Source organism: Nocardia gamkensis NBRC 108242, from assembly GCF_001612985.1.
Lineage (GTDB): Bacteria > Actinomycetota > Actinomycetes > Mycobacteriales > Mycobacteriaceae > Nocardia > Nocardia gamkensis.
In genome coordinates, this window is the sequence record NZ_BDBM01000011.1 from 38,059 (window position 1) to 56,803 (window position 18,745).

Annotated in this window: 17 protein-coding genes; 3 read left to right on the plus strand and 14 right to left on the minus strand. The window is 67.4% G+C overall.

Annotated elements, in window-relative coordinates; all coding sequences use genetic code 11:
- Positions 1-245: 245 nt before the first annotated feature.
- Positions 246-812: a TetR/AcrR family transcriptional regulator gene (locus NG1_RS12125; RefSeq protein ID WP_062970156.1), complete on the minus strand. Its 567-nt coding sequence runs from the start codon at positions 810-812 to the stop codon at positions 246-248.
- A gap of 91 nt (positions 813-903) precedes the next feature.
- On the opposite strand from NG1_RS12125, the gene NG1_RS12130 reads away from it, so the two are divergent.
- Positions 904-1,842: an SDR family NAD(P)-dependent oxidoreductase gene (locus NG1_RS12130; protein WP_062970157.1), complete on the plus strand. Its 939-nt coding sequence runs from the start codon at positions 904-906 to the stop codon at positions 1,840-1,842.
- A gap of 46 nt (positions 1,843-1,888) precedes the next feature.
- On the opposite strand, the gene NG1_RS12135 is transcribed toward NG1_RS12130, so the two are convergent.
- The 12 genes from NG1_RS12135 to NG1_RS12190 all read right to left on the minus strand — a co-directional run bounded on the left by NG1_RS12135 (position 1,889) and on the right by NG1_RS12190 (position 16,859).
- Positions 1,889-3,664, minus strand: a complete 1,776-nt coding sequence (locus NG1_RS12135) for a hypothetical protein (protein ID WP_245659869.1) — start codon at positions 3,662-3,664, stop codon at positions 1,889-1,891.
- Between the two features lie 846 nt (positions 3,665-4,510).
- The gene (locus tag NG1_RS12140) at positions 4,511-6,286 is read right to left on the minus strand and encodes a GMC oxidoreductase (RefSeq protein WP_062970158.1); all 1,776 of its coding nucleotides are present in this window, start codon (positions 6,284-6,286) and stop codon (positions 4,511-4,513) included.
- Positions 6,279-7,157 carry a hypothetical protein gene (locus NG1_RS12145; protein ID WP_063910329.1) on the minus strand — a complete coding sequence of 293 codons (879 nt, stop codon included), beginning with the start codon at positions 7,155-7,157 and terminating at the stop codon, positions 6,279-6,281. Before NG1_RS12145 ends, NG1_RS12140 begins: the two co-directional genes overlap by 8 nt.
- Positions 7,158-7,322: 165 nt before the next feature.
- On the minus strand, positions 7,323-7,676 hold the full coding sequence (locus NG1_RS12150) for a YrdB family protein (RefSeq protein ID WP_062970162.1): 354 nt from the start codon (positions 7,674-7,676) through the stop codon (positions 7,323-7,325).
- A gap of 91 nt (positions 7,677-7,767) precedes the next feature.
- Positions 7,768-8,619: a class I SAM-dependent methyltransferase gene (locus tag NG1_RS12155; RefSeq protein WP_062970164.1), complete on the minus strand. Its 852-nt coding sequence runs from the start codon at positions 8,617-8,619 to the stop codon at positions 7,768-7,770.
- Between the two features lie 3 nt (positions 8,620-8,622).
- A complete protein-coding gene (locus NG1_RS12160) occupies positions 8,623-8,964 on the minus strand; it encodes a hypothetical protein (protein WP_062970167.1) in 342 nt (113 codons plus the stop codon).
- Entirely contained in the window at positions 8,961-9,134 is a 174-nt protein-coding gene (locus tag NG1_RS12165) for a ribbon-helix-helix domain-containing protein (protein ID WP_062970169.1), read from the minus strand. The genes NG1_RS12160 and NG1_RS12165 overlap by 4 nt, the downstream gene beginning before the upstream one ends.
- Before the next feature lie 128 nt (positions 9,135-9,262).
- On the minus strand, positions 9,263-10,780 hold the full coding sequence (locus NG1_RS12170) for a purine-cytosine permease family protein (RefSeq protein WP_157114012.1): 1,518 nt from the start codon (positions 10,778-10,780) through the stop codon (positions 9,263-9,265).
- A gap of 251 nt (positions 10,781-11,031) precedes the next feature.
- Positions 11,032-13,485 carry an FHA domain-containing protein gene (locus NG1_RS12175; protein WP_062970173.1) on the minus strand — a complete coding sequence of 818 codons (2,454 nt, stop codon included), beginning with the start codon at positions 13,483-13,485 and terminating at the stop codon, positions 11,032-11,034.
- Between the two features lie 639 nt (positions 13,486-14,124).
- The gene (locus NG1_RS12180) at positions 14,125-15,435 is read right to left on the minus strand and encodes a glycosyltransferase 87 family protein (protein WP_062970175.1); all 1,311 of its coding nucleotides are present in this window, start codon (positions 15,433-15,435) and stop codon (positions 14,125-14,127) included.
- A gap of 95 nt (positions 15,436-15,530) precedes the next feature.
- Positions 15,531-16,118 carry a hypothetical protein gene (locus tag NG1_RS12185; protein WP_084498867.1) on the minus strand — a complete coding sequence of 196 codons (588 nt, stop codon included), beginning with the start codon at positions 16,116-16,118 and terminating at the stop codon, positions 15,531-15,533.
- A 231-nt stretch (positions 16,119-16,349) separates the two neighbouring features.
- A complete protein-coding gene (locus NG1_RS12190; RefSeq protein WP_062970179.1) occupies positions 16,350-16,859 on the minus strand; it encodes an HAD domain-containing protein in 510 nt (169 codons plus the stop codon).
- A gap of 258 nt (positions 16,860-17,117) precedes the next feature.
- Here NG1_RS12190 and NG1_RS12200 point away from each other — a divergent pair, with 258 nt between their 5' ends.
- Positions 17,118-17,684, plus strand: coding sequence for an RNA polymerase sigma factor (locus NG1_RS12200; RefSeq protein WP_062970183.1), 567 nt, complete (start codon positions 17,118-17,120; stop codon positions 17,682-17,684).
- Positions 17,677-18,039 carry a hypothetical protein gene (locus NG1_RS12205; protein WP_210750090.1) on the plus strand — a complete coding sequence of 121 codons (363 nt, stop codon included), beginning with the start codon at positions 17,677-17,679 and terminating at the stop codon, positions 18,037-18,039. Before NG1_RS12200 ends, NG1_RS12205 begins: the two co-directional genes overlap by 8 nt.
- A gap of 225 nt (positions 18,040-18,264) precedes the next feature.
- Here NG1_RS12205 and NG1_RS12210 read toward each other — a convergent pair whose 3' ends face one another.
- A complete protein-coding gene (locus NG1_RS12210) occupies positions 18,265-18,543 on the minus strand; it encodes an ANTAR domain-containing protein (RefSeq protein WP_245659870.1) in 279 nt (92 codons plus the stop codon).
- Between the last annotated feature and the right edge of the window lie 202 nt (positions 18,544-18,745).

Genomic DNA, 18,745 nt, shown 5'->3' on the forward strand with positions numbered 1-18,745 from the left:
CACCCGGATCGAAATAGGCGACTTCAACGAAAAACCATGCGGGGGATTCGGTGCGGCTGCCGGGGGTGGTGGGGCGAAGGCGTGGCGGGTGACCCCGCCGCGGATTCCAGGCGGGGGAGGGAGCCGCCGATGTGGTGGCGTTGCTCACTCCATTCGACCCAGGAGCGGGAGAGGCCCGTCGGCTCGGGAGCGGGTCGGAGTCTATGGCGGAGCGAGCACCGGTGCTAGTAGCGTGCGGCCGGGGCTCAGGGGCGGGGACGTAAGCCGTCGACGAGCAGGTCGAGCAGGCGGCCCGCCTGTTCCCGGCGTTCCGCGTTCTCGGTGGCAAGCGAGACGCCGCTGAGGCCGACGAGCACGTCCTCGGGTGAGACATCCGACCGCAGCGTTCCGGCCGACGCTCCGGCACGGAGCAGGGTGGCGACCGCGGCGGTCAGGCGGTCGCGACTTTCGGAGAACGGGTTGCCACCGGAGGCGATGAGTGCGCGCAGGGCGTCGCCCATCCCGCGTTTGGCGGTCATGTAGTCGACGAAACGGTCCATCCACGTGCGCAACGCCTGGTCCGGCGGGAGGGCGGTCAACAGATCGTCGACCGAATCGCACAGCCGAGCGAGTTCGTTGCGGTAGGCGGCGTCGATGAGCGCCTCGCGGGTGGGGAAGTGGCGGTACAGCGTGCCGATGCCGACGCCCGCTTCTCTGGCGATGGCCTCTAGCGTGACCTCCGGCCCCTCGTGGGAGAACGCGCGCACGGCGACCTCGAGCAACCGGTCTCGGTTGCGTCGCGCGTCGGCGCGCAGCGGGCGTGCGGATGTCATCGAGTCCTCCCGGGAACAAAGCGGAGGCTCCTCCGGTTAGAGGGAGTACCGGAGTGTCCTCCGGTTCGAGTCTACCGAGATGGGACCTGTCATGACCAACCGAATCATCACCCCGTTCACCGCCGAGTCGACCGCCGCGGAGGTGATCGCGGGGATCGACCTCACCGGGCGGCGGGCCATCGTCACCGGCGGCTCGTCCGGAATCGGGATCGAGACCGCGCGTGCGTTGGCCGGGGCCGGTGCCGAGGTGACCCTCGCGGTCCGCAACCTCGAAGCGGGGCGACGCACCGCGGCCGACATCGCCGGCACCACCGGTAACGAGCGGGTGCTGGTCGCTTCGCTCGATCTGTCCGATCAGGCGTCCGTCGCGGCGTTCGTGGCCGGATGGGATGGGCCGCTGCACATGCTGATCAACAACGCCGGTGTGATGGCCGCGCCGCTGACGCGCACACCGCAGGGCTGGGAGATGCAGTTCGCCACCAACCACCTCGGCCACTTCGCGCTGGCCACCGGCCTGCACGGGGCGCTGGCCGCGGCGGGCGGTGCGCGCGTCGTGTCGGTGAGTTCCAGTGCGCATCATCGGTCACCGGTCGTCTTCGACGACATCCACTTCGAGCGCCGCCCCTATGATCCGTGGTCTGCCTACGGGCAGTCCAAGACGGCCAACGTGCTGTTCGCCGTGGAAGCGACCCGGCGATGGGCCGAAGACGGCATCACGGCCAACGCGCTGATGCCCGGCGGAATCCGCACCAATCTGCAGCGCCACGTGTCCGACGAGGAACTCGCGCAGCTCCGAGCTGCCGCGGGCGGGGCGCGCATGATGTGGAAGACGCCGGAGCAGGGCGCGGCCACCTCCGTTCTGGTCGCGACGTCGCCCTTGCTCGAGGGCGTCGGTGGGCGCTACTTCGAGGACTGCGGCGAGGCCGAGGTCGGCGTGCTCAGCGCCCGTAACGGGGTCGCCGCGTACGCGCTCGATCCCGACGCCGCCGCCCGGCTGTGGCGGGTATCGAGCGAGATGCCGGCCGCCTGAGGGCACGCCTTCGGCGGGCCGAATGCTGCGGGCAGGGCGCTGGGGATCAGGGCCGATCGACGCGTTCGAGGGCGAAGCGGGCCAGATTGGTGGAGATGATCTCCGGTTGCCCGCCGGATTGTCTCGCGGCGGCGGTGAGCACGTCGATGTGGTGGTAGCCGGGGGCGGTCACCGTCTCGCCGTGACCACGCGCCCCGGCCGCGACGACCACCCCGGCGCCGCCGATCAGGTTGATCGTCGGATTGGCGAAGATGCCGCCGGGGTGCGTGCGGTGGCGCGTGAGCTCGGGTGCCTGCGACTGGAAGACGTCGAACGCCAGTCTCATCGGAAAATACCACTCGGTGAAGTCCAGCGGTTGCGCCGCCAGGCTGCGCGAGAGATCCGCGATGTCGGTGACCTCATGGGTGGCGTCGGTGAACGGTACGCCGTGGCGGTCGGCCGCGCCCGCGGCCACGGCCGGGTCGTCGTAGTCGCGCCAGGTGTAGAGGGGGCCGTTCGGTTGATCCGGGATGGCTTTGCGATCCGGGCCGAACAACATGCCGGTGAGCCCGCGCAGCGCCGGGACCGCGGCGACGTCACCGGGAAGCGGGAAGTCCTTGTCCACTACGGTGCCGCCGTCGAAGAAGCCGAATCCGGCTTGTAGCAGGGCCAGCGGCTGAGAGTTGGCGTCGAGGAACGCTCCGAGCGCGGCGGCATTGGTGATCCGGAAATCGCGCACCGACGGCGAGCCGGTGGCGGCGGCCGCCACATTCCGCGACACCAGGACGCGGTAGGTGGCCTCCTGGTTGAGGCTGCTGGGAACGTATGTCGCCAGGTCGGATTCGGTGTCGGGCGCGAGATACGCGGCCAGTCCCGCGATGCCGAGCAGGTTCATCGTCTCCGGATTGATGACCGCGGGCAGGGCCAGTACACGGGGGATCACACCGCCGTCGAGGGCGGCCTCGGCCGCGGCGGAGCCGATGCCGCCGACGGAGAGGTCGATGATGTCGGGGACGCCGTTGAGGGCGGACAGCGAGGTGTCTATCGAGGAGTCGAGGGCGAAATAGCCGGCGCACTGGTCGGCGCCCGCGACACCGCCGAAATCCCATTCGGCGAAGAACCCGGTGAGCACCCCGCCGAGGGAATGACCACCGCACAGCGTCTTTCGCTTGCGCGATGCCGGATCCGGCAGTTCGGCGGTGAGCAGATCGTATTGGTCCTGCACCGTTTGCGCCACACCGACCCGACCGAGCCACCCGAGCTGCTCGTTCGGCACCACGCCGCCGAAGCGGCGGCCGTCGATATCGGCGCCGCGATAGTAGTAGTCGATCGCGAGGTGCACGTCGCGCGATGCGAGACCCGACCGCATTCCGAGATGGTCCTCCAGGCAGTTGGAGCGACGATCCAACGCCCAGAACTCCAGATGCCTGCCCTGCTTCGCGGCCGCGGCAACGGTATTGCGCGCGACGCTGTCGAACGCGCCCGCGCCTTCGAAGATCCCCGGTTGCGCCACCAGAACGGCGTCGGCCTCCGCCGAGCGGGCCGGGCCCGCGGCATCCCGGTAGCGCAGATACGACAGCCGGTCGCAGGCGGCGGGATGCGGCCCGACCGACTCCGGCAAGGGAATTCGCAGAGTGACAACCGATTCCGCCACGGTTGTGATCGGCGATGAGGAAGCGACCGCTGTCTCGGTACGTTCCGGCCCGTTCGGCTGCGCCGTCGCACTCGGCGCCGCGATCGCGACGACCAGCGCGGTGGACACCATGCCGGATTTCAGGAAACGCAGAACACCGTCACGATGTCTGGCGAACCGACCGTGGCTCGTCAACGATTGTGCCGACATCGACGACCTCTCGTCATGACAGCGGAGCAGCTGTGTCACCGGCACATTCCGTGTCGGCGCGATGAAACATAAGGCGACCCCCACCGGCTGTCAACGTCGATCGAAGCGCCTTCGAAACCTCCCAAAACGCTGCCGGTTAGCTCTGTGGCACAACCCATATGCGTCGGGGCCGAGCAGTCGCCTCGCGGACTCGTCGTTCGCGCGCAGCCGCGAGTCCGACGCCGGAACCGGCGTTCCGGCGCCTCTCGTGCTCAGGACCTGACGGCATGGAGCACCCGCAGGCCCCCGGGACCGATGTCGTCATGGTGTACGCGCAGGCCCGCCGCGTGACACTGATCGGTCAACCACCGGTGCGGGATCCGGAGTTCGGGGTAGCTGCCGGTGGTCAGGTTCCAGCTGTCGCCGCGCCGGTCGTGCAGCAGGGTCGTGGACCAGAACCGTGTCCGCGTCGATGTAGTCGAGGAAGCAGGTGAGGATCCGGTCGGCGGTACTGCGGACCAGGATAAAGCGTTCGCAACCGTGCAGCTCGGCAGTCAGGTCGCGATAGGGTTGCGACGAAACTCCCACCGGGCCGCAGTGCCCGGCCGACATCCGCGACAAGTTCCCGCACGTCCGCCCGGGCGGGCAGGTGCGGCAAGGTGTCGCCCATGCACACCACCGCGGCGACCGAACCCGGGGCGGCGAGCCTGGGCAGCGCGCCGCGCAAGTCGCCGTGCACGGGATGGACGACAGAGGCGACTCCGCACCGCGTTGCCGCGCGCCCCGGCCTCGGGAAATCCGTGCCCGCCGAACCGTGCCACGGCAGACCCGGTCTGACAGCGCATCCATCCGACAAGGTCGGACGTCTCACAGCCCCAGCTGGGCCATGCGCGCCGTGATGCGCGGATCGGTGGTGACGACGGGGGACTCCTTGTCGACCCAGGTGTCACCGCCGAAGTAGATACCGAAGATCTTCTCGGCGGTCCGGGTGGCGAGCGCCTGGCTGGACAGTGTCGGGTTCGGGCCGCCGAGGGCGTTGGGGAGCGCGGAATTGTCCGCGATGAACAGCCGCTGGACCCAGCGGGCCTGCCCGTCGGGGTCGAGCACCGAGTTCGCGGGGGAGGCGCCCATCCGCATCGAGGAGTGCACGTGCAGCAGCAGTGGCGCCCAGTCCATCCGGAAAACCTTTCTGGCGCCGGCCGCGCGCATGATCTCCGCCGCGCGTGCGGCCATGAACTCCCGGTTCGCGATGGTCTGCGGCTTGCGCTGCCGCCGTGCCACATCGATCTTGGCGGGCGCGCCGTTCTCGTCCGCGGGAAACAGCGACAGGGTGATCCGGTTGCGGGGCTCGACGTGGTCGTCGGTGAGAACCAGGAAGTTGAGCAGGTGGTCGATCCCGTCGGTCAGCAACTCGATCAGTTCCTCGCCGATCAGCCGGCCCGCGCGCCCGTCCCATGGGCCCGACGGCCCGCGACCGTTGTCGTACATGCCCCGAATCCCGCTGTCGGACAGGCACATCGTGAAAGCCTGGATCGCCGGGGTGAGGCCGACGTTCTCGATGCCGCCGTGACCGGGGAAGTCGATGCGGGCCGAAGAGTTGGCTCCCTTGGAGTTGCCGGTGTACTCGTCGAAACTGCCGATGACCCAGTCGAGAAAGTGGTCGGTGTGTCCGCGGCCCACCCAGTCGTTGGGGTTGGGCAGCCCGCTGTTGAGCCACAGTCGTGGGCTCTGGGTCGTTCCGCCCGCCAGCACCACCACGCGAGCGTCCTCGGTGAACTCCGCGCCGCCGCTGTTCTCCCGCCAGCTGACGCCCGTCGCGACCACCGCGCCGCCGCGCTCCTCCCAGTTGATGGTCCGCACGAACGAATCGGCGCGCAGCTCGACCGGCCTGCCGCCGGGCCGCACCGCGTCGGCCGCCAATCCCAGCGGCACATAGCTGTTGTCGGTCGAGCGTTTGGCGAACAAGTTGCGTGGGGCGTGGACCGGCTCGTAGCAGCCTTGGAAGCAATGCCCGCAGAAGGTGCAGCCGGTGGCGGCCGGATAGGTCAGCAGATCGGTGCGGTCGCTGCGCCCGGCGTTGCCACCCGGTTGCAGGATGGCGTTCTGTTGCGGCCGGAAGGAGGCCTCGGTGGTCGTGCGCGACGTCTGCACCGGGAGGCCGACGTTCTCGCAGCCACGGAATGTGAGACTTTCCTTGGTCCCCATCGCCGCCGTCTGCACGGGCAGCGTCGTCTCCACCCACTCCAGATACGGCACGAACTCCTCATAGCCGAACGGAAATTCGTGCGCACGATCATAGACGGCCGCGTCCGGGCCCGAATAACCCTGGAAGACGCCGGGAAACGGCCGTGGGCAATTGCCGAAATAGTGAGCGGTGGTGCCTCCGACACCGGACAATTCCCATACGAACAGATTGTTCGCCCACTCCCGGAACCAAGCCGGTTTGCCGCGATCCTGCGGACCGAACCGCAAGAAGCCGTCGTTGGGGTTGTTCGCGTCGTTCTCCGCGTGCGACCACTGCTCGCGCGGTGCGGCATGACGCGGCCCCGCCTCCAGCATCAGAACGTCCAGCCCGCGCCCGGCCAGCTCCGCGGCAACCACGGGACCACCGCCACCGGCCCCGATCACGATGACATCACGCATATGCCGGCACCTCCGTGCGGCCCTGGTAGTAACCGATCAGATCCGGATGACCCTCGACCAACCCATCCGGCCGGTAACCGGTGAGTTCCCACGACGGCGGGCGGCCCGCGACGGTGCGCGTCACCGGATCGAACATCTCCAGCTCCGAGTACACGCCGAAGGCCGTGCCCTCCAGCAGAATTCCGCCCGCGAACCGGAGGAAGCCGGTGCCCGAGCCACGCAACGGCCCCGGCAGACCGCCATCGATGAGGGAGACCAGCTCCGGCAGCGGCCGCTCGACCAGCTCGATCACCCGGCACTTGTCGCGCAGGCTCAAGCGGGCGAACGGGGAACCGAGCGGTCCGACCAGGGAGGCGGGCGCCACCAGCAGTGCGCCGAAGGTCAGTACCAGCGCGACCAGCACCGACAACGGCAGCGTCCGGTCGGAGTAGACGTACCCGAGCGCCTGGTCGATGGTCCGGCCCTGCTCGGGAGACACCCCCAGCAGCAGCGGTGCCGGAATGCCGAGATCGTTCAATCCCGCGGCGAGCGCCGAGGCCAGCGGCCTGGTCAGCTGGTCACCCGCGGCCAGGTAGCGATCGAACAGTTCCACCATGAACTCGCCGCCACCCACTTCGATCGGCCCCGGACCCGGCCGCGGCGTGCCCTGCACTCGCGACCACTCGTCCGGCCCAGGGAACACCATCACGCATACGGCGCGAACCGTGTCCAAGATGAAGGCGTCGACAGCGGCGAACGGTCCGGCCGGCTGTGCCTGCGCCTCGGCGGGCGCCAGCGCCGACCCCGCACTCGCGGCGGCGGCGAAACCTGCCGCGTACGCGAGGAAATCGCGACGATCGAAAATTGTCGGGGCGATTCTCTCGTCCGGCATCCTGGCCCCCTGCGCCCGAAGTCCGAAGAAATTGTTGGGGGCGACGATATCGACGTGATGCACGCCACTCGACGCGATTCGTGGAATATGTTCCAACATCCAAATCGAAGAGCGGACGAATTGTGAAGCGCACCAGATATTCCGGCCGTGGCCCGGCCTTCTGGGCTACACCTGATTCCATGCGAGGCGCAGTACGCCGTTGACGAGATAGCAGGCGAACAGGATCGCGGCCGGCGGCAGGGACGTGGCGCCGTAGAGCGCCACCGCACCGGCGCCGAACCACGCCAGTTCGAAGAGCATCCGAGCTGGGCCGTGCAGCGGGAAGGTGGCATTGGTCCCGCCGCCGGCTGCGAACAGCGCCCACAGCACCCCCAGGAGCACCGGCGCGCCGATGCCTGCCGCCACCTTGATCGGCCACTGCGCATTCGCGGTGAAACCCCAGTATCCGGCACTCGCCAGCACGCTCAGTTCCAAGAAGAACATCAGGACCGCATTGAGCGTTTTGACAGTGCTGAACATAGCTACCTCCAGTGACTACCGCTCTTTCTAGAGAGCAATGCTCTCATTTGTTAGGAGGCAGGTCAAGCGGCGCCCTGTTACGTGGGCGCTGTCAAGTCGTCGCGATGACGATCTGCTCCGATTCGGCCGGCCGCAGGCCGTCGGTCCGGTCGGCGAAGTAGCGGGTGGTCAGCTCGGCGGACGAGATGTGCCGGGCTGTGGCGAAGCCGGCGTCTTCGGCCAGCTTCACCAATTCCTCGGGCCGGAAGAAGCTGAGGAACGGGGTGCCGGACCGGCGGGCGCCCTCTTCGGCGAACCGGCGTAGTCGCTGCTCGTCGGCGTCGACGAGTCCGAGTGGCAGCAGGAACGTCGTTGCCAGGGTGGAACCCGCCGCGAGCTGCGAAAGTTGTCGCAGCGTCGCGATGTTCGCATCGCGGGTGAGGTACATCGAGACGCCGGCGGAGGCGACCAGCGCCGGGCGAGTGGGGTCGAAGCCGGCCTCGATCAGCCGCCGCCACCACGCGTCCACCTCGAAATCGACCGGTACCAGCCGCAGCCACGGTGGGATGTCGAAACCGAGTTCGGTCAGGCGCTGCCGTTTCCACGCCTGGGGGCCGGGCTGGTCGACCTCGAAGACGGTGAACCGTGCGGCTAGGTCGGGCCTGCGCTGGGCGAAGGTGTCCAGCCCCGCGCCGAGCACGACGTACTGATCCACGCCGCGTTCGGCTTGCTCGGCGAGGAGGTCCTCCAGAAAGCGGGCGCGGGACACGATGCCCGCGCGCATCGGTGCGGTGGTCTGCGGATCCATGTCCGGCCGGTGCCGCCAGTCCTCCTCGGGCGCGGCCAGGCGCAGACCGGTGAGATCGTCGAACACGTGCGGGGGCGGGTCGTCCAGGACGTGCAGGGCACGCCACAGTGCCACCCGGACGGCGGTGCTGTCCGGCGTGAGCGTCTCGTGTGCCATGCCTCACTCCTCGCCCGGCGCCTGCAGGCTCCACAGTCGACCGTCCGGGTCGCGGACGGTCATCTCCTGCGTGCCGTAGTGGGTCGGTTCGAAGCCGGTGACGATCTCCACGCCGTCGCCCGGAGATTCCTGCGAACTCGGAACCTTCAGCACCAGTTGGGTGCGCGATTGCTGCGTCGGCGAGACCTCGGCGACGAAGACGTACGGGCCGTCGCCGTTGCGGAACTGGCCGGAATGGTGATCGGTCTCGAACTCTATGGCGAAACCCAACCCCTGCAGGAACTTCGCCATCCTGCCCCAGTTGTGGGTCTCCAGGAATACGGCCTCGATGCCCTCGGTCGTCATTGTCGATCCTCTCCAGAAGGTGACTGCGGGTGCTCGTCGGCGAGGTAGGCGCGCAGCGCGTCGGTGACCAGCGCCGACAACGACATCTCCGACTCGATCGCTCGGTACTTGACCTGCTTGATCAACTCGACCGGCAGATAGACGTTGAACTGCTTCACTTCCTCGCCCATGCAGCAATGCTAGCAAGTTAGCATGCTAGCAACAACTCGGTCGACCGGTCGCACAGCGCTGGGGACGCTGCTGTCACACGACGGTCAGGCCTGGATTCGGAGTGATGAGGGCTCGACGACGGTCGCGTCTACGCACCCACACCGACCGGCTCGGTTTCCCGGCTCTCGCCGAGGGGCGGCTCGGCGACCGGACGCACTCGATGCAGCGCCGCGTATCCCAGCGCGGCAAGGACAAGGGCGACGAAGATACCGAGGTTGCTGCTGCCCAGGCCGCTCGCTCGGGCGGCGGGGGTGAACAGATATCCGAGAAGTGGGCCGATATGCGGATCGGGGGAAGTGATCAGGCCGAACCCGACGATCACAGCAACGCAGAGACAGCCGATTCCCGCGCGGTTCACCCCGCCGTAGCCGCCGACCGGACTGAACAGCGCTGTCCGGTCGTATCCGACGCGGCGGCGCTGCCAGAGGTCGACCACGAAGATCCCGGACCAGGCGGCCATGACGACCGCCGTGGTGGTCAGAAACGCTTGGAACGGGGCGAAGAAGCCAGGAGCGGCGAAAACGACATATCCGCCTGCGCAGGCGATCAAAACCGCGTCGATCAGCACGGTGTAGTGCCGAGGCATCCGCACGCCCAAGGTCTGCAGCGCGAGCCCTGAGGAGTACAGGCCGATGGTGGAGCCGGACACGAAGCCGACCAACGCCAGGATCAGGTACGGCACCAGGAACCAAGTGGGCAGATGTGCCGACAAGGCGCTGATCGGATCGGTCTCGGCCAGTGCCGCGACGTCCGGATCGCCCGCCGCCAGCAGCGTCCCGAATCCCATCAGCACTATCGCGGGGGCGGTGCCGCCGAAGGTGACCCATCCCACCAGCGCGCGTTTGCTGGTCTCGCGAGGCAGATACCTGGTGTAGTCGGCCGCGCAGTTGACCCAGCTGAGACCGAGCAAGCTGGCGATCAGCAGGACCCCGCCCGCGAATGTGCCCAGGCCGCCGTGGCCGTGGGTGGCGAACGAGATCCTGGGCAGAGTCAGTGCGATGTAGACGATGGTGAGGGCGGTGAAGGTCAGGGCGAACCACTTCTGGATCCGCAGAATCACGTGACAGCCGTAGATTCCGAGCACCGTGCTCACCAGGATGACGGTGAGGAGAGTGAAGACCATCAGCGGCCTGGTATCCGCCGCCGGGGCGAGTCGACGCATCACGGTGCGAGCGGCGAGCGTCGCCAGGACGGCCGAGAAGGTCTCCCATCCGACCAGCGCCAGATAACTGATCGCGGTCGGGACCTTGTTGCCATGGAATCCGAACGCCGCCCGACCCGCCACCATGGTCGCGGCCCCGCCCTGCTGTCCGGCCGGCGACACCAGAGCCAGCAGCAGGAAGGAAAGGACCGCGCCGATCGCCGCGGCCAAAGCGGCCAGATGCCAGTCGAGACCGAGCGCCGTCACATACGGACCGAACGAAACCAAGAGCACATTGCAGCTGGTACCGGCCCACGGCCAGAAAAGGGTCCTGGGTTTGCCTCGGCGCTCTTCATCGGCGACCCACTCGGTGCCTTTGCGCTCGAAGGACCAGTCGGAAGGTTTCGCCGAAGCCGCCACCATGTCGATATCCATTCGTCGAAGGGCGGCGAACGAGCCGTTCACGCACACCTGGATAACGTGCCGTTATATAACGGCTCAGTGTAGGCGTGACGACGATCGCATGGAACCTTCATTGACGTGACAACTCATTGGCTGCGCGGAGACCGGGGATGCGGTGAGATGGAGGAGGTGAAGGTGGTCTCCAACTGGAGCACCTCTTTATTCACGTGCCGGGAGGAACTCCAGCGCGCATGTGACCTGTACGACGAGCCACTATCTGACGGTGTAGTGCGGCCCGTCTCCCGCCTCGGAGGTCAAAGCCCCGCGCGGCGTGCGCCGCGGCGCCGCGGGCGCAACTGGTACAGGCGGTACCAGGCCAGGGCCAGGAAGACAGCCCCCAGGCCGGCGACGACTCCCATATCGAGGAGCCAGGTGCCGAGGGTGTTCTTCCACAGCGGGTCGGGTGCGCCCGTATGCGGTGAGAGGGTGTCGAGGTCGAGGGTGGCGGCTCCCGCGCCGAACCCCCAGCGGGACGGCGAGATGTAGGACAGCTGCTCCAGAACGGGTGTGCCGGGGAGCCGCACCAGCCCGCCCGTGAGTACCAGTTGCGCCATGGAGAGCACGATCAGCAGCGGCAGCGTCTTCTCCGAGGTGTTCACCGCCACCGACACCAGCAAGCCCAGAGCCAGTGACGCGATGCCGAGCAGCGCCATCGCGAGGATCAGCTCCAGCTCGACGGAGGTGAAAAGCCCTTTCGGCGGCATGCTCACACCGATCGTGCCGACCAACACCAGCACCGCCGCCTGCAAGGTGGTGATCACCCCGAGGACCAGCAGTTTCGACATCAGATAGACGCCCGCCGACAAACCCGCGGCGCGTTCTCTGCGGTAGATCGTCTGCTCCTTGACGATCTCGCGAATCGAGTTGCCGGTGCCGACGAAGCAGGCGGCGAAGGCCAAAACCATGAGCTTGGTCGGGGCATCGACGTTGGTTCCCGGCGCCCCGATGAACCCCTCGCCCGATGGCACCGCGGCGATCAAGCCGCCCAGCAGTACGGGCATCACACCGAGTAGTGCCAGATAGCTGCGATCCGAGGCGATCACCGCCAGATATCGCCTGCACAACGTACTGAGCTGGCTGAACTTGGACTGCGGCGCGGGCGGCGGGGCAGGTGTGTGCACCTCCGCGGGGCCGACATCGTCGGTCGGTGCGACCGCCGCGTACTGCTCGAAGCGTGGCGAAGCCTGGAATTCACCGGCCCAGTCGCGCTCCTCATCGCGGTCGAATGCCTGGAAGACCTCGGCCCAGGTGCGCTTCCCGAACTGCTGCAATCCCTCGGCGGGCGGTCCGTAATAGGCCAGTTTGCCGCCGGGCACCAAGACCAGCAGACGGTCGCAGGAATCGAGGTTCGCCACGCTGTGGGTGACGACGATGACCGTTCGTCCGTCGTGTGCCAGTTCCGACAGCATCTCCATGACCGTCTTGTCCAGACCGGGGTCCAGACCGGAGGTCGGTTCGTCGAGGAACAGCAGCGACGGTTTGGTCAGCAACTCCAGCGCGACGCTCACCCGTTTGCGCTGACCGCCCGAGAGCTTGTCGATGCGGGTATCCGCGTGCCGTGCCAGGCCCAGTTCTTCGAGCACTTCGTCGACCCGCTGCTCGCGCTCCTCGCGTCCCGTGTCACCGGGGAAGCGCAGCTCGGCAGCGTAGAGCAGCGCGCGCCGCGTCGGAAGCTGGTTGTGCAGGATGTCCTCCTGCGGGACCAGTCCGATCCGGTGCCGGAGCTCGTCGTAATCGGTGTACAAGTCGCGTCCGTCGTAGCGGACCGTCCCTTCCGTCGCGGGCCGCAATCCGGTGACCGCGCCGAGCAGAGTGGACTTGCCCGCCCCGCTCGGCCCGATGACGCCGACGAGCGAGCGTTGCGGGATGGGGAACCCCACCCCGTCCAGGAGCACTTTGCCTTCCGGTGTCCGTACCGTGAGGTTCTGCACCGAAACCGACACCTCACCGGTGTCGACGGACTCGCGCAGCTCGTCGCCGACCAGCCGGAACGTGGTATGCCCCAGACCGATCGAATCGAAGTCGGTGAGGTCGGCGGCCTCGACTCGGGAGCCGTTGACGTAGGTGCCGTTATGGCTGTCGAGGTCGACGATCCGGTACTTACCCGGGCCGATCGTGCGCAGCTCGGCGTGATGGCGGGAGACCATGAGGTCGGGCGTGACGATGTCGTTGTCGGTAGCCCGTCCGATCCGGAGCGTGGGTTCGGTGATCCGGACGACCGCGGTGGGATGGGCGGTCGGAGGCGAAACTCGCCTGGGGACGCCCGGAAGGAACTTCGTGACCGTGGCTTCGTCGTCGAGGTCGTAGCCGGGATCGGCGACGAGCATCGTGTCTCCACCGGCCTCGGCACCGGACTCGGGGGCGGGCCGCCCGTCTTGTCCTTCCAGGGAACAGGCCAACTGCTCGCCGTCGACCGCGTGACCCAGCTGGAACGTCTCGTCGTGGTCGATCACCATCTCCTCGACGCGGTGACCGTCGAAAAAGGTTCCGTTCAGACTGCCCGCGTCCTCGATTTTCCAACCTTCCGCATCCCGTTCCAGAACGGCATGCAAGGAAGATACGCGCGGATCGGTGACGACGACGTCGGCCTCTGGATCCCGGCCGACGTTATATGCGCCCCCGGCACGTAGCCGATAGACGCGTTCCCTGGTCTGCACCACGAGAACCGGCGCATCGGGAAATTCGGTGGAGGACGATTCATCCGCCATATTGCGAGTATACGACCGGGCCGTACTACCGCCGCAAGAGTTGTTCGTCGCCGAGATGTCAGGGCGAGATCGGCCGCATCGGGCATCGTCCGTGCTACCGAGCTATCCCATCGGACCCGGTTCGAACAGCGCATACCCACCGGTCGAGCCGAAGGGCTACCACATCCGCGCCCATGTGAACCCGGCGGACGAGCTGGCGGGTTTTCATCACTCGGTGTTATTCGGCGAGAACGACATCACACGGTTCTGAAATGCCGAAGGGCGCTGGAAGATACGGCTTCGCTGCGAAAGATGGAACCGGACTCGAACCATCGAGAAATTTCGGAACATTGTGCTGCGAGCGGTTCTGCTGCGATAACTCGGCCTGTCGGATGCTTCGAAAAGTGGTATCGCGCCGCGTACGTCCTTCGAATTCGTCGACGCATCACCCGCTGGCGCTGATCGACGATTTTCGGGTCGATCAGCGAATTCGTGTTACGGGGGCACTTCGATCTCGGCCGGATCTATCCCCGGTGAGCACCGTTTCGAGCAAAATCCTTTGCGGAGGTGTCTGATACAGCGGGATCGAGATCAGATCCACCGGCGGTCAGGAACTCCCGATTCCTCACACTTCCGGGCGTCACCGCGATGGTGGTCGCCTCAACTGTGCGCGGGGACCTCGGGTACTTCGGCGGCAGGGTCTTGTTTTCGCGGTCCGGTCGGTGTCCGGGTGAGGATCGCGGTGACCACGGCGAGGTAGACCGCGACAGGGACGCCGCAGACGATGGCACGTACCGTGGGGGGCATCTGTTCGCTCGCGGCGGTCATGGCGGGGACGTAGCTGGGTGCCCCGGTCAGGCCGAGGGTCTTGATTTCGGCGTAGAGCCAACTGGTCAGCCACATCGAGGACGCCGCGAACGTGGTTGTCGCCGCGGTGATCCGGAGCATGCGGCACGTGTTCACCCGCGCCGTGGAGTGCAGCAAGACGATCAGCAACGGCACGTACCACACCCAGTGGTGGCCCCACGCCAGCGGCGGCACGACGCATCCGATCAACCCGGTCACGACGATCCCGAGCAGCGGCCTTCGGGTGCGGTGGGCGCGGACCGCGGCGGCATAGCCGAAACCGGCGGCACCGGCGACACATGTCGCCCAGAGCCAGTCCGGTGCGAGCTGCGGTGCCCACAGGTTCGACAGCACGCCGTTGATCGACTGATTTCCCGGGTGGGTGACCGGGCCGATGCGGTCGACGTCGCCGGCGGCATCGCGCCAGAACATCCAGGCGTCGCCCGGCAGGATCAGCCAGGCCGCGACCACGGTGGCCGAACCGGTGGCCACCGCGGTGGCCACGGCGCGCCACTGCCGGGTGAGCAGCAGATACGGCAGGAACACGATCGCGGTCAGCTTGATCCCGGCGACAAGGCCGACCGAGAATCCACGCAGCCGCGCCGAGGCCGGACGGGTGAGGTCCCAGACCAGGACCGCCATCAGCAGCAGGTTGATCTGCCCCTGCCACAGCGTGCCTCGTACCGCTTCGATGTCGACCGCGACCAACCCCAGTCCGAGACACAGCAGTGCCAGGCGCGCATCGCCGCGGTAACCGAGCACTCGCCAGCATCGCCAGATCGTGGCCCACAGAGCAACACACGACATCGCGAACCAGACGACTTTCGCGACGCCGAACGACACGATCGCGAGCGGAACGAAACACAAGGCTGCGAACGGCGGGTAGGTGAACCAACCCCCCGGTGGAATCGGCGCGGAGTAGAGCTCCTGCGAATCGAGCACCGCGCGGGCGGCATTGCGGTAGATCGCCAAATCACCGTGGTTGACCAGCAAGCCGAATTGCGGCGCGGCGGTGAACGGCACCAGCGCGGCCTGCGCCAACAGCGCCGCGATGCCTGCGGCGAGCGCGAAGATCGCCCATCCGGTCGAGACCGTCGCGCCGGTCGAGTCCGCACTCCGCGTCATCGCGCCCCCACATCTTCCCCTCGAGAGGCTTGCTGTCGCCGTCACGGTAGCAAGTTGCGCAGGCCCTTCATTCGGGTGTCGGCGTCACCGAGCGCTCAGCCGGCGAACGGGGGCAAGGCCGCGAATTCGGGGGCCAGCCGGGCGGTCGGGACGGTGTGTGCGATCCAGCGGCGGGCGCGGCTGAGGGGATGGTCGGGAAATTTCGCGTCCCATCGGATGTCGTCGGCCATGGTGAACGGCAGCCGCCCCCGCACCTCGGGCGCGTAGGGATGCGGCGGATACATGTTGTCGAAACCTATCTCCGTCGCGAGTACGGCCTCGCGCACACCGGTGGTGCCGGACTCGGGACAAAGGATCTGTAGCACCGCGCTGCTGTCGGCCTTCGGGACGATCACGGACGCGGCGAACACCAAGCCCTGCGGCTGGTTCGGTAACGGCAGCTTCTCCATTCGCAACAGCGCGGGCTGAGCGTCCAGCCACACCACGAAAGCCTCGATCAGGCAGCCGTTCTCGGCGCTGCGCTCGGCCAGGCGACGACGCAGAGTCGTCAGATCCTCGAGCGGTGCGGGCAGGTCCGGGACGAGGCCGAAGTACGTCACGTTCACCATGTCACCGGTCCGGGGATCGCGCCAGGTCGCGTTGTCGACCTGCTGCATCCGACCGGTGTCGAACGAAATGGGCACCGACGCAGAGTATCTGCAGCCCGCAGGTACAGGCGTGCCGGAGTCCGAGAGACCCAATGCGGTTGTCAGTGCCTCGTATTGGCGTGGAGGCAGCACTCCTTCTCCAGGTTCCCTGCCGGATGCGGGCTTTGCCGGGACCCTATCCAAGCGGGTGGGGCCGAGCCCGCAGCGCGTATGGTGCCATGTGGTGGCCGCGACGACCCGCCTGCGGTGGTCGATCACCCCGGACAGCTACGGTGAGGTCCGTAGCCAATCGGTGAGCGCTGTGAAGTCCGTATCGAGCAGACCCAGAACGCCGTCGACACGATGCAGCAGGGCGCGGCCGTGGTGGTTTCCGCAGACCCAGGCCGAATCCTGCTCCCTGATCTCGTCATCGATCCAGATGAACGAGCGTCCGGCGGCCGAGGTGACCACAGCTCTGGTCTTCCAGTGCAACTCGTCGTCGAAATAGTCGCCGCCGGGATAGTCGGGCAACGCCACCACCGGCAGCTGCGGCAGACCGAGGATCGGCGCGAGCACGCGGTTGGCGTCCTCGCCCCAGCCGGTGGCCCACCTCAGCTCGCAGTCCAGTGCCAGCAGTCGGTCGCCGAGGCTTCGGGTCAACCCGGACAGGAGCGGATTCGATGGCTGCTGCCGTGCCGACCAGTCCACCTCGCTCACCGCTGGAGCGGCGGTGCCGTAGGGCAGCAATGTCCCATCGACGTCCAAGAACAACAACGGTCGAGTCGAACCACCGGCCACGGCGACAATTCTGCGTACCGCAGCGGCGTGACGGCAACCGGGTCGAGGGCAACTCCCGGCAGTTGCTCGAACCTGCCGCATCGGCTGTGCTGACATTCGCGGTGAATCCTTTGGTGATGTCCGGCCCTCTCATACACGTGCCGGCAACCAGGTCGGCGCGAATCGAGGAGGTTATCGTGATCATTGCCGCCATCGCAGTGGTGACCGTGCTGGTGGGCTGGTGCAGCGTTACCGTGCTCCGCCGCTGGAGCCGCTCGCGTGACTGACCACACCTGGCCGGACGAGCGTTTGGTGGCCGCGGCGCGCGAAGGCGACGCCGTGGCGATCGCCGCACTGGTATCCGGCTCGTACCCGCATGTGCGCCGGTTCGCGCACACACTGTGCGCCTCCGCCGAAGACGCGGAGGACGCCGCACAAGAAGCGCTGATCATCCTCTATCGCAAGATCGGGACGTTGCGGGCCTCCGGTGCGCTGGCGTCGTGGATGTTCCGCATCGTCCGCAACGAGTGCGTACGGCAGTGGCGCATGGTGACAAGGCAATTCGACCTGATGCCCGATTCCGTCGTGGCGTCGGCCGAGGACGAGGCCGTGCAGCGACTCGAAGCCGCCCGAGTGGCGGCGGTGATCGCCGCGCTGCCCGCCGACCAGCGGCGGGTGCTGATCATGCGAGACGTTCAGGGGTACAGCGGCCGGATGGTCGCGGGCATGCTCGGCCTGAGTGTCGCGGCGATGAAGTCACGGCTGCACCGTGCCCGGGCAACGGTGCAGCACCAGCTGCGGAATACACCGCACCCAACTCCGGAAAGGAGCGGACAGAATGACTGACGGGCAGAACTTCGCCAGCGCCTCGGTGCCCCGGCATCTGGCACGCGGCGTCGTGGGATTCGGCGCGCTGATCGGCGCGATCGCGTTGCTGCCGGTATTCGGGATGTTCGCCTTGCTGCTCGCACCGGTGGGTCTGCTCGCACTGCGCGGGTGCCCGACCTGCTGGGCGATCGGGCTGATGCAAACCATCTCACGGGGCCGACTGCAACGTTCGTGCGTCGACGGTCGGTGCCGCCTGACCGGTGCCGAGCACCTCCGCTCCGGACATGGCACCCGGGCGCCTGATCATGTGGTGACAGCAGTCGGCGGCAATGTGCGACGAGCGTCACACCCGGGAGATGGCGCTGTCATGTAACGCTGAGCGCTGCTGTGACGAATAACAGGCGGGTACAGATGTTTTGGTCACCACTGGGGGTGGCCGGTACCCGCTGTCGGATACGCGCGCTGCCGCCGGACCAAGCACAACTTTCCCCCTGCCCGGCGGCAGCGCCCGCCGCCGCGAGTCGTCACATTCCGCTCACCGAGCCGGCCTGGGCTGGGCTTCGGCGGCTACCGACCTCCGACGGGCCGTGGACGGTTGTCAGTGGTGCGGCTGGTGGGTGGTGGCTCTGAACAGCACGCGGTCCAAGGATTCTCGTAGCGCTTCCATGTCTCGAGGTGCGCCGATCTCGGGGAGTTCCTCGACCACCGCGGCCGCGATGTCGCGGAGTTTGATGTTGGTGTCCTGGGAGGCGGTTCGCAGGATCGCGAAGGCGTGGTCGGCGTCGACGCTGTAGACCAGCATCACCGCACCCTTCGCCTGCTCGATCACCTGTCGCGCGGCGGCGACCACTGCCTCATCGACCCCGTCAGGCGGCATGTTTCCCACTCCCGGCATCTACCCCGTCTTCCGGCATCGAAACGGCCCGGTGCGCCGGTGAATCGGGTAGCGCAGCCCGCCCTTTCGATGCTCCGGCAGCGGTGGCACCCTGATCGCGGTTTCGAGCCCTGCCATACCGCGAATGCGGTCCTCGTCTACACGAGCACATTATTTCCGTTCCGCGGCTCTCACACTCTCGGAG

Bases quoted from the DNA above. Each gene is read 5' to 3' on its own strand.
- NG1_RS12125 (WP_062970156.1), bottom strand. From the start codon at position 812: ATGACATCCGCACGCCCGCTGCGCGCCGACGCGCGACGCAACCGAGAC.
- NG1_RS12130 (WP_062970157.1), top strand. From the start codon at position 904: ATGACCAACCGAATCATCACCCCGTTCACCGCCGAGTCGACCGCCGCG.
- NG1_RS12135 (WP_245659869.1), bottom strand. From the start codon at position 3,664: ATGTCGGCACAATCGTTGACGAGCCACGGTCGGTTCGCCAGACATCGT.
- NG1_RS12140 (WP_062970158.1), bottom strand. From the start codon at position 6,286: ATGCGTGATGTCATCGTGATCGGGGCCGGTGGCGGTGGTCCCGTGGTT.
- NG1_RS12145 (WP_063910329.1), bottom strand. From the start codon at position 7,157: ATGCCGGACGAGAGAATCGCCCCGACAATTTTCGATCGTCGCGATTTC.
- NG1_RS12150 (WP_062970162.1), bottom strand. From the start codon at position 7,676: ATGTTCAGCACTGTCAAAACGCTCAATGCGGTCCTGATGTTCTTCTTG.
- NG1_RS12155 (WP_062970164.1), bottom strand. From the start codon at position 8,619: ATGGCACACGAGACGCTCACGCCGGACAGCACCGCCGTCCGGGTGGCA.
- NG1_RS12160 (WP_062970167.1), bottom strand. From the start codon at position 8,964: ATGACGACCGAGGGCATCGAGGCCGTATTCCTGGAGACCCACAACTGG.
- NG1_RS12165 (WP_062970169.1), bottom strand. From the start codon at position 9,134: ATGGGCGAGGAAGTGAAGCAGTTCAACGTCTATCTGCCGGTCGAGTTG.
- NG1_RS12175 (WP_062970173.1), bottom strand. From the start codon at position 13,485: ATGGCGGATGAATCGTCCTCCACCGAATTTCCCGATGCGCCGGTTCTC.
- NG1_RS12180 (WP_062970175.1), bottom strand. From the start codon at position 15,435: ATGACGCGGAGTGCGGACTCGACCGGCGCGACGGTCTCGACCGGATGG.
- NG1_RS12205 (WP_210750090.1), top strand. From the start codon at position 17,677: ATGACTGACGGGCAGAACTTCGCCAGCGCCTCGGTGCCCCGGCATCTG.
- NG1_RS12210 (WP_245659870.1), bottom strand. From the start codon at position 18,543: ATGCCGCCTGACGGGGTCGATGAGGCAGTGGTCGCCGCCGCGCGACAG.